The organism is Bradyrhizobium sp. AT1 (genome assembly GCF_001590795.1).
Classification (GTDB): Bacteria; Pseudomonadota; Alphaproteobacteria; order Rhizobiales; family Xanthobacteraceae; genus Bradyrhizobium.
Window position 1 is genome coordinate 665,973 of record NZ_JXDL01000001.1, and the last position, 9,686, is coordinate 675,658.

5 protein-coding genes are annotated in these 9,686 nt (G+C 63.8%); 4 read left to right on the plus strand and 1 reads right to left on the minus strand.

The window, feature by feature from the left end; all coding sequences use genetic code 11:
- The first annotated feature begins 80 nt into the window (after positions 1-80).
- The 3 genes from SE92_RS03180 to SE92_RS03190 all read left to right on the plus strand — a co-directional run bounded on the left by SE92_RS03180 (position 81) and on the right by SE92_RS03190 (position 7,073).
- Complete coding sequence (locus SE92_RS03180; protein ID WP_084251744.1) at positions 81-2,357, plus strand: O-linked N-acetylglucosamine transferase, SPINDLY family protein; 2,277 nt, start codon at positions 81-83, stop codon at positions 2,355-2,357.
- Positions 2,358-2,471: 114 nt separating this feature from the next.
- Positions 2,472-4,694: an O-linked N-acetylglucosamine transferase, SPINDLY family protein gene (locus tag SE92_RS03185; protein ID WP_063194430.1), complete on the plus strand. Its 2,223-nt coding sequence runs from the start codon at positions 2,472-2,474 to the stop codon at positions 4,692-4,694.
- Between the two features lie 144 nt (positions 4,695-4,838).
- On the plus strand, positions 4,839-7,073 hold the full coding sequence (locus SE92_RS03190) for an O-linked N-acetylglucosamine transferase family protein (protein ID WP_063194431.1): 2,235 nt from the start codon (positions 4,839-4,841) through the stop codon (positions 7,071-7,073).
- A 57-nt stretch (positions 7,074-7,130) separates the two neighbouring features.
- Here the strand turns inward: SE92_RS03190 and SE92_RS03195 are convergent, their stop codons facing one another.
- Positions 7,131-8,165 (minus strand): cysteine synthase A, encoded by a 1,035-nt coding sequence (locus SE92_RS03195; protein WP_063194432.1) that lies wholly within the window; start codon positions 8,163-8,165, stop codon positions 7,131-7,133.
- A 747-nt stretch (positions 8,166-8,912) separates the two neighbouring features.
- Here SE92_RS03195 and SE92_RS03200 point away from each other — a divergent pair.
- On the plus strand, positions 8,913-9,686 hold a 774-nt coding region (locus tag SE92_RS03200; protein ID WP_245324431.1), incomplete at its 3' end, for a TolC family protein.

The following is a 9,686-nucleotide window of genomic DNA, read 5'->3' on the forward strand; positions in this document are numbered from 1 at the left end:
GGGCGATGCTGGTCCGGGAGCGGCCGGCCGGGCTCGCGAATCAGTTAGACTCTGCCCAGGGCATCTTCCGGAGAGACACCTTGCAGAACAGCGGCGGCGGCACGCGCGCATTCCAGAACGCGCGACTGCAGAAGAAATTGATGAAGCAGGCCGAGGCGGTCATCGCGGCTGCAGCGAACGCCTATGGCCAGGGCCGGTATGCCGAGACCGAGGCGCTGTGCCGCGAGATCCTGAAGGCCCTTCCGGATCACGTCGATGCCATCCACCTGCTTGGCATGTGCGCCCATGACGGCCGGCGCCTCGAGGAGGCGAAAGAGCTGTTGGAGCGCGTCATTGCGCTCGATCCGCGCTCACACGATGCCCACAACAACCTCGCGACCGTGCATTTCGACCTCGGCAATTACGAGGAGGCGCGGCGCTGCCAGGAGAGGGCGATCGCGCTGAAGCCCAATTTCGTGGTCGCGCTCACCAATCTCGGCAACACGCTGATGCATCTGGGAAAGTACGAGCAGGCGCTGGAGATGCACGAGCGCGCCATCAAGCTGAAGCCGGATTATGCCGATGCGCTCTGCAACCGCGGCATGGTCGAGATCGTGCTTGGGCAGATCATGCGCGCCAAGGAGAGTTTCGATCGCGCCCTGCTGTTTCAGTCGCGCCATGCCGAGGCGATCGTCGGCAATGGCATGGTCAGCATGGAGCTCCGGCACCACGAAGAGGCAGCCGCCAAGTTTGCCATGGCGCTCGCCATCAAGCCCGGCTCCCCGAGGATTTTGGCCCAGCGGGGGCGACTTGGTTACGAGATGCAGCGCCTGCACGAGGCCCTTGCCGATTTCGATGCGGCGCTCGCCGTCTCGCCCAAGCTCGAACTGGCCCTTCGGGGCAAGGCGCAGGTCTGCCTCGTCATGGGAAGGACCGCGCAGGCCATGGCGGCGGCAACGGCCTTGATCGAGCAGAACCCGCGCTCCGAGATCGGACTGGCGCTGATGGGCTTCGCGTTTTCGACCCAGGGCGACATGGACGCCGCGATCGAATATCTCGATCGCGCGCTGGCGGTTCGCCCGGACTATGGCGATGCGATCAGAGGAAAGATCTTCCTGGAGGACTACCGCGCCGAGGCGGATTTCGTGGTCCAGCAGGCGGTGCGAAAGACCTGGTGGGATCAGATCGGCTCCAAGATACCGCAACGGCAGTTGCCGAAGCGGCCACTCGATCCGGACAAACGGATTACCGTCGGCTATGTCGCGGCCGAATTCCGGCAACACTCGGCGGGGCTCACCCTGCTGCCCGTGCTGCGCCATCATGATCACGCCAAGTTCAAGATCATCTGCTACTATTCCTGGCCGGGAGCTGACGAGTACACCGCCTTGTTCAAGTCAATGGCGGACGTCTGGGTCGATGCCTGGGGACTTTCGGACGACGAGCTTGCCGATCGTATTGAGGCCGACAATGTCGACATCCTGATCGACGTGTCGGGCCACACCACCGGTAACAGGCTGCAATGCTTCGCGCGGAAGCCGGCTCCGATCCAGGCCACCGGCTTCGGTCACGCGACGGGCACGGGCATGCCGACGATGGACTATGTGCTCGCGGATCCCATCTTCATTCCACCGTCGGCCCGGCATTTGTTTCCCGAGAAGATCTACGATCTGCCGTGTCTGATCACGATGGAGCCGGTCACAAATCTGCAGCCCTCCGAGCTGCCGATGCTGCGCAACGGCTACGTCACCTTCGGCGTGTTCAACCGCATCTACAAGATCTCGGATGATGCGATCCGTGTGTGGTCGCGCATCATGCGGGAGCTGCCGGGATCGAAGATCATCATCAAGCATGGCCTGCTCGACGATCAACTGCTGCGCGACAGCCTGGTCGCGCGCTTCATCGCGCAGGGCATTGCCGAGGAGGACATCACGTGCCTCGGCACCACCTCGCGCGACGACCACCTGATGGCCTTCGACAAGATCGACATTTCCCTCGACACGTTCCCGCAGAATGGCGGCATCAGCACCTGGGAATCCCTCTACAAGGGCGTGCCGGTCGTTGCCAAACTCGGCATCGGCGCCTCGTCGCGGGCCGGCGCTTCCATCGTGACGGCCGTCGGCCTCGGCGATTGGGTCGCCGAGGATGACGATGGGTATGTCGAGATCGCCCGCAGGTTCGCCTCGCAGCCCCAGCATCTGGCGAAATTGCGTGCGGGACTGCCCGCGCAGATCGCAGCCTCGCCTGCCGGCAATGTCGAGATCTACACGCGCGAGCTCGAAGCGGGGTACCGCAAGTTCTGGCGCGATTATTGTGACCAGGCCTCGCAGCGGGGCGACGCTGCGGTTGTCGATAAGGCGGACGCGCCCAGCGGTTCCTGACCCGGTTCGCAGTAAGCTCCCGGGAAATCCCGGGGGATTTCCGCTCTTGCCCGCCGGCCGGCGCGCCGGGCGAATCAGTTAGACTCGTCGCGGGCCATCTTCCGGAGAGACATCTTGCAGAGCAGCGCCGGCGCGCGCGCATTCCAGAATGCGCGATTGCAGAAGAAGTTGAAGAAGCAGGCCGACGCCGTCATCGCCGCTGCGGTCAGCGCCTATGGCCAGGGCAGGTATGCGGAGGCCGAGGCGCTTTGCGGCCAGATCGTGCAAGCCATTCCGGATCATTTCGACGCCACGCACCTGCTCGGCCGGTGCGCGCAGCAGGGCGGGCGGCTTGAAGAAGCGCAACAGCTGCTTGAACGCGCGATCGCCATCGATCCGCGCTCGCACGAGGCCCATGGCAATCTCGCTTCTGTGCACCTGGTTCTTCGGAGATTCGAGGCTGCCCGCGCCTGTCTGGAGAAGGCGATCGCGCTCAAGCCGAATTTTGTGCCGGGCCTGGTCGGCCTCGGCAATACCTTGTTTCAGATGAACCTGCGCGAACAAGCGATCGAGCTATATGACCGCGCCATCGCACTGAAGCCCGACCATGCCGACGCGCTCTGCAATCGTGGCTTGGCCGAGTTGGCGCTGGGCCAGTTTGAGCGCTCCAGGCAAAGCCTGGAGCGCGCTCTGTTGTTTCAACCGCGCCACGCCGAGGCGCTCTTGGGCAAAGGCGTGGTCAGCATCGAGCTCAAGCATTTCGACGAGGCGGAGGCCGCCCTTGCAGCGGCGCTCGCGATCAACCCCGGTTCGGCGAAGATCCTGGCGCAGCGTGGGAGGCTCAGTTACGAGTTGCAGCGCCTGGAGCCGGCGCTTGCGGATTTCGAGGCTGCGCTCGCGATTTCGCCTACGCTCGAACTGGCGCTCCGGGGCAAGGCACAGGTCTGCCTCGTGATGGGAAAGACCGCGCAGGCGATCGCGGCCGCCGCGGCGTTGATCGAGCGACATCCGTCCTCGGAGGCCGGGCTGGCGCTGATGGGCTTTGCGCATTCGAACCAGGGAGAAATGGACGCCGCGATCGAATATCTCGATCGCGCGCTGGCAATCCGGCCGGACTATGCGGACGCGATCAGGGGAAAGATCTTCTTGCAGGACTTCCGCGCCGAGGCCGATTTCGCGGTCCAGCAGGCGGTGCGGCGAGATTGGTGGGACTTCATCGGCTCCAAGATACCGCGCCGGCAGCTGCAAGAGCGATCGCTTGATCCGGAAAGGCAGATTGTGGTCGGCTATGTCGCGGCCGAATTCCGGCAACACTCGGCAGCGCTCACCTTGCTCCCGGTTCTGCGCCGTCATGATCGCGCCAACTTCAAGATCATCGGCTATTCGTGCTCGCCGGCACGAGACGAGTTGACCGCCAAATTCAAGTCTCTGGCCGACGTCTGGGTCGATGCCTGGCAGCTTTCGGACGACGAACTGGCCGATCGCATTGAGGCCGACAAGGTGGACATTCTGATCGACGTGTCCGGGCATACGACCGGCAACAGGCTGCCCGTCTTCGCCCGGAAGCCGGCCCCAATCCAGGCCACCGGTTTCGGGCACGCCACAGGCACGGGCATGCCGACGATGGACTATGTGCTCGCAGACCCTGTCTTCATTCCGCAATCGGCGCGGCATCTGTTGGCCGAAAAGGTCTTTGACTTGCCATGCCTGAACACGATTGATCCGATCACGGATGTGCCGCCTTCGGAGCTTCCCATGCTCAGCAACGGCCATGTGACGTTCGGCGTCTTCAACCGCGTCAACAAGATCTCGGACGAGGTCATCCGCGTCTGGGCGCAACTGATGCGCGAGGTGGCCGGCTCGAAGATCATCGTGAAGCATACCCTGCTTGACGATCCACTGGTGCGCGACGGCCTTCTCGCGCGCTTCGTGGCGCAGGGGATCGCCGAGGAGAGGATCACCTGCCTCGGTTCGTCCGCGCGCGTCGAGCATCTTCGGGCCTTCGCGAACGTCGATATCTCGCTCGATCCATTCCCGCAGAATGGCGGCATCAGCACCTGGGAATCTCTCTATGCGGGCGTGCCGGTCGTTGCCAAGCTCGGCATCGGTGCGTCCTCGCGTGCCGGTGCGTCCATCGTGACCGCCGTCGGCCTCGGCGACTGGGTCGCCGGGGATGACGATGGCTATGTCGAGATCGCCCGCAGGTTTGCCTCGCAGCCCGAGCATCTGGCGGCGTTGCGGGCAGGGCTGCCGGCCCAGATCGCAGCCTCGGCCGCCGGCAATGTCGAGAGCTACACGCGCGCGCTCGAAGCAGGGTATCGCCAGTTCTGGCGCGATTACTGCAGCAGGGCTTCGTGAAGCGGCGAGACTGCTGTTCGCGGGGGAGACGCACCTCGCGGTTCCTGAGTCGGCCCCCGGGATAGCCCGGGAGGATCTGTCGCTGCGCCGGCCGGCCGCGCGAATCAGCTAGACTCGCCGCAGGCCATCTTCCGGAGAAACACCTTGCAGAGCAGCGCCGGCGCGCGCGCATTCCAGAATGCGCGATTGCAGAAGAAATTGAAGAAGCAGGCCGACGCCATCATCTCCGCTGCGGCGAGTGCCTATGGCCAGGGCAGATATGCCGAGAGCGAGGCGCTCTGTCGTCAGATCGTGCAAGCCATTCCCGATCACTTCGACGCCACGCATTTCCTCGGCCTCAGCGTGCAACAGCTCGGGCGTCTCGATGAGGCGCAACGATTGCTCGAGCGCGCGATCGCGATCGATCCACGTTCGCACGAGGCCCACAACAATCTGGCAGGCGTGCATCTGGCCCTTCAGAAATTCGACGCCGCCCGCGTCCATCTGGAAAAGGCCATCGCGCTGAAGCCAAACTTTGCTCCGGCTCTTGCCGGGCTTGGCAATACCTTGCTCCATATGAATCTGCCCGAACAGGCGATCGAGCAGTACGATCGCGCCATCGCCCTGAAGCCCGACCATGCCGATGCGCTCTGTAATCGTGGCCTGGCCGAGCTTGGGTTGCGCCAACTTGATCGCGCCAGGCATAGTTTCGAGCGCGCGCTGTTGTTCCAACCGCGAAACGTGGAGGCGCTCGTCGGGAAGGGTTTGGTCAATATCGAGCTTAAGAACTTCGACGAGTCGATGGGTGCGCTCGAGGCTGCGCTCGCGCTGAGGCCTGGTTCGGCGAAGATTCTGGCGAACCGCGGACGGCTCAATTTTGAGACGTCGAGGCTCGGACAGGCGATGGCGGATTTTGACGCGGCGCTTGCGATTTCGCCCCGGCTCGAGGTGGCATTGGAGGGGAAGGCGCAAGTCTCGCTCGCCATGGGAAATACGGCGCACGCGATCCTGGCCTGCACGACTTTGCTGGAGGTAAATTCGCGCTCTGCCGTCGCGATGGCGCTCATGAGCGCTTGTTTTGCGAACCAGGGAGAGATCGCGTCGGCCATCGAGCTGCTCGACGCTGCGTTGGCCATCGTGCCCGATGCCAGCTTGATCGGGCGAAAGATATTCTTCCTGGATTATCTCTCCAACGCCGATTTCGTGGTTCAGCAGGCCGCGCGAAAGCAGTGGTGGGACGCAATCGGCGCCAAATTGCAGCAAAGAAAGCTCGCACCTCGGCAGCTCGATCCCGACCGGCAGATCGTGATCGGCTATGTCGCGGCCGAGTTCTGGTACCACTCGGCGGGCTTTACGCTGTTACCGGTGCTCGCCCATCACGATCACAATAAATTCCGGATCGTCTGCTATTCGTGCTCACCGGTTCGGGACGAGATGACCGCCAAATTCGAATCCCTGGCGGATGTCTGGGTCGAGGCCGGGCGGCTCACGGACGACCAGTTGGCCGATCGTATCGAGGCGGATAAGGTCGATATCCTGATCGACGTTTCCGGCCACACGACCGGCAACAGGCTGCATGTCTTCGCGCGCAAGCCGGCCCCCATTCAGGTCTCGGGTTTCGGACACGCGACCGGCACGGGCCTCGGGACCATGGACCATTTGCTCGCGGATCCGGTCTTCATTCCGCAATCGGCCCGGCATCTGTTTGCCGAAAAGGTCCACGATCTGCCGTGCCTGATCACGATCGATCCGATCCGGGACGTCCCGCCATCGGAGCTGCCGATGCTGCGCAACGGCTACGTCACCTTCGGCGTGTTCAACCGCATCTACAAGATTTCGGACGAGGCGATCCGGGCGTGGGCGCGCATCATGCGCGAATTGCCGGGGTCCAGGATCGTCGTCAAGCATACCCTGCTCGATGATCCGCTGCTGCGCGATGGTTTGATCGCGCGCTTCGTGGCGCAGGGCATCGCGGAAGAGACCGTCACCTGCCTAGGCTCAACCCCGCGCCACGAGCATCTGCGCGCCTTCGCCGGGATCGATATCTCGCTCGATACGTTTCCCCAAAACGGCGGCATCAGTACCTGGGAATCGCTCTATGCGGGCGTTCCGGTCGTGGCCAAGCTCGGCTACGGAGCTTCCTCACGTGCCGGCGGCTCCATCGTCGCAGCCGTCGGCCTCGGGGATTGGGTCGCCGAGGATGACGACGGCTATGTCGAGATCGCCCGCAAGTTTGCCTCGCAGCCCGAGCACCTCGCGAAATTGCGCGCGGACTTGCCAGCTCGGATCGCGGCCGCGCCGGCCGGCAATGTCGAGACTTTCACGCGCAAGGTCGAGGAGGGATATCGCAAGTTCTGGCCGCGACCTTATTGTGCCTTGGCTCCGGAACGCAGCGCGTGACGTCGGCAGTGCCTACGTAGCCAACGCACGTCCTCGCAGGTCGGCAAGGGACGGCGATCACACGAAGGGCGGCTTGATATTGCTGCGCTTCTCAAGCCATTCCGGCACCGGCAGGTTCTTGGCGCGCATGAAGTCCGCGTTGAACAGCTTCGACTGGTAGCGGCTGCCGGAATCGCACAGCACGGTGACGATCGTCTTGCCGGGCCCGAGCTGTTTTGCGAGGCGCATCGCGCCGACGATGTTGATGCCGGTCGAGCCGCCGAGGCAGAGGCCTTCGTGCTGGAGCAATTCGTAGATCGCCGTAACGGCCTCGGCGTCGGGAATGAGATAGGCATCGTCGACCTTCGCGGTCTCGACGATCGCGGTCGCGCGGTTGAGGCCGATGCCTTCGGTGATCGAGCCGCCCGGCGTCGCCTTGGCATCGCCGTTCCGGAAATATTCGTACATGCCGGCGCCATGCGGATCGGCGCAGGCGATGCGGACGTTCTTGTTCTTCTCTTTCAGATAGCGGCTGGTGCCGGCGAGCGTGCCGCCGCTGCCAACCGAGCAGACGAAGCCGTCGACCTTGCCGCCGGTCTGCTCCCAGATCTCGGGTCCCGTGGACTCGTAATGCGCCTTGGCGTTGTCGAGGTTGTTCCACTGGTCCGCGAACAGCACGCCGTTGGGCTCGGTCTTACGCAGCTCGTCGGCAAGCCTGCGGCCGACATGCTGGTAGTTGTTGGGATTGGCGTAGGGCAGGGCCGGCACCTCGATCAGCTCGGCGCCGCACAGCTTCAGGAAATCCTTCTTCTCCTGGCTCTGCGTTTCCGGGATCACGATCAAGGTGCGGTAGCCGCGTGCGCTCGCCACGACTGCAAGGCCAATGCCGGTATTGCCGGCCGTTGCTTCCACCACCAGCCCGCCGGGCTTGAGCTCGCCGCGCTTCTCGGCTTCCAGAATCATCCATTTGCCGGCGCGGTCCTTGACCGACTGGCCGGGATTCATGAACTCGGCCTTGCCGAGAATGGTGCAGCCGGTCAGTTCCGAGGCGCGCTTCAGCTTGATCAGCGGGGTGTTGCCGATGGCTTCGACAACGTCGTTTCGAATGGTCATGTCAGGGAAATCGCTACCAAGGGGGTTGATCTGGTTGGCCAGAACCTAGTGCTTGAGAGACCAAAGGGGAAGGCTTTTGCGCTGCGGCGAAACCGGCTGAAACGCCTGTCCGAACAGGGATATTCTTGAGACGCCAAGCCAGTGATGATGCGCTTGGCCGCGCGCTGGGGTATCAGTAGGAGCAATTGGCTGACCTTCGTCAGAGTACGAAACGATAGCGCTGGCGATGGCCAGGCTTGCGAGCAATTTGTGCTTCGGGGCGAGTGGGGCGCGTTCGAGGAGCGTGGACGGCCGAGGACATGTCTGCCCGCTCGGCGGCTTTCGCTTTCGGGCAATTGACGGTCTTGTGAGGCGACTAGAGGCGCGACTGAGCTGAAGCCGCAAGGGACGATCGGGATTGAAGGGCTCAACAGCCGGTGTGGCAGCAATATCACATGAAATCTTGGTAAGCTTGAGCGCGTTTCCAGATGTTTCGCCACGAGAGAAGTCGCTGCGAGACAGGTGTTTCTCTCATTTTCGTCGGTTCGCGCCGGGCTCGTTGGCACGGACACTTCGCAACCGCGGCACTGTCCCGCCGTTGCGCGCCCGGTTAGTATGGATCTCCGGTTCCGCAAAAAGCATCGCCGCTGTGAACGAGTTGTCCAAAGCCCCCCAATCGTCGCGCCGCGAATCGGTTAATCCGGTTGCGCGGCGGCCAGATCTGCCTGGCGGGGGGTGGATGTGACACAATGTGTTCCGGCGATCGCCATGCGGCGGTCTGGAAGTGCCACATTCCGGACACAGCGCGCGGCGCGCTGGCTTGCGGTGGTGTGCCTCGCCGCCGGTTCCGGCGCTTGCGTGCTGACCCAGGACCTTCCCGATCCCGCGCTCGATGTTCCCACGCAGTACAAATATGCCGGGAAGGCGGATGCGCCGCCGTCGCTGGATTGGTGGCGCGGCTTCCGCTCTGCGGAGCTGACGCAGCTGATGGAGGAGGCACAGACCGTCAATCTCGACATCGCCGCCGCAGTGGCGCGCATCGTCCAGGCTGACGCTCAGGCGCGTCAGGCGGGCGCGGCGCTGCTGCCGAGCTTGTCCGGAACCGGGCAGGAGACCTATTCGCGCACCTCCGGCTCCTCGGCTTCCGGGCTCTCCATTGGCGGGCGCGAGGTCGTCAACTACCAGGCATCGCTGAGCGCGAGCTACCAGCTCGACTTCTGGGGGCAGAACCGCGATGCGCTGCAGACCGCCGAGGAGACGGCGAACGCCAACCGCTTTGACCGCGACACCGTCGCGCTGACGACGCTCGCGGCCGTCGCCAATGCCTATTTCCAGGTGCTGGCCTCGCAGGATCGCATCCGGACTTCACAGCGCAACATCGCCAGCGCGCAGCGGATCCTCGATGCCGTCAGGGAGCGGCGCAAGGCCGGCACCGGCACCGATCTCGACGTCGCCCAGCAGGAGAGCGTGCTTGCCAACCAGAAGGCCCTGGTGCCGCCGCTGCGCCAGACGCTGGACCAGAACGCCAACGCGCTCGCAGTG

Excerpts from the sequence above, each read along its gene's own strand:
- SE92_RS03195 (WP_063194432.1), bottom strand. The coding sequence starts at position 8,165 with ATGACCATTCGAAACGACGTTGTCGAAGCCATCGGCAACACCCCGCTG.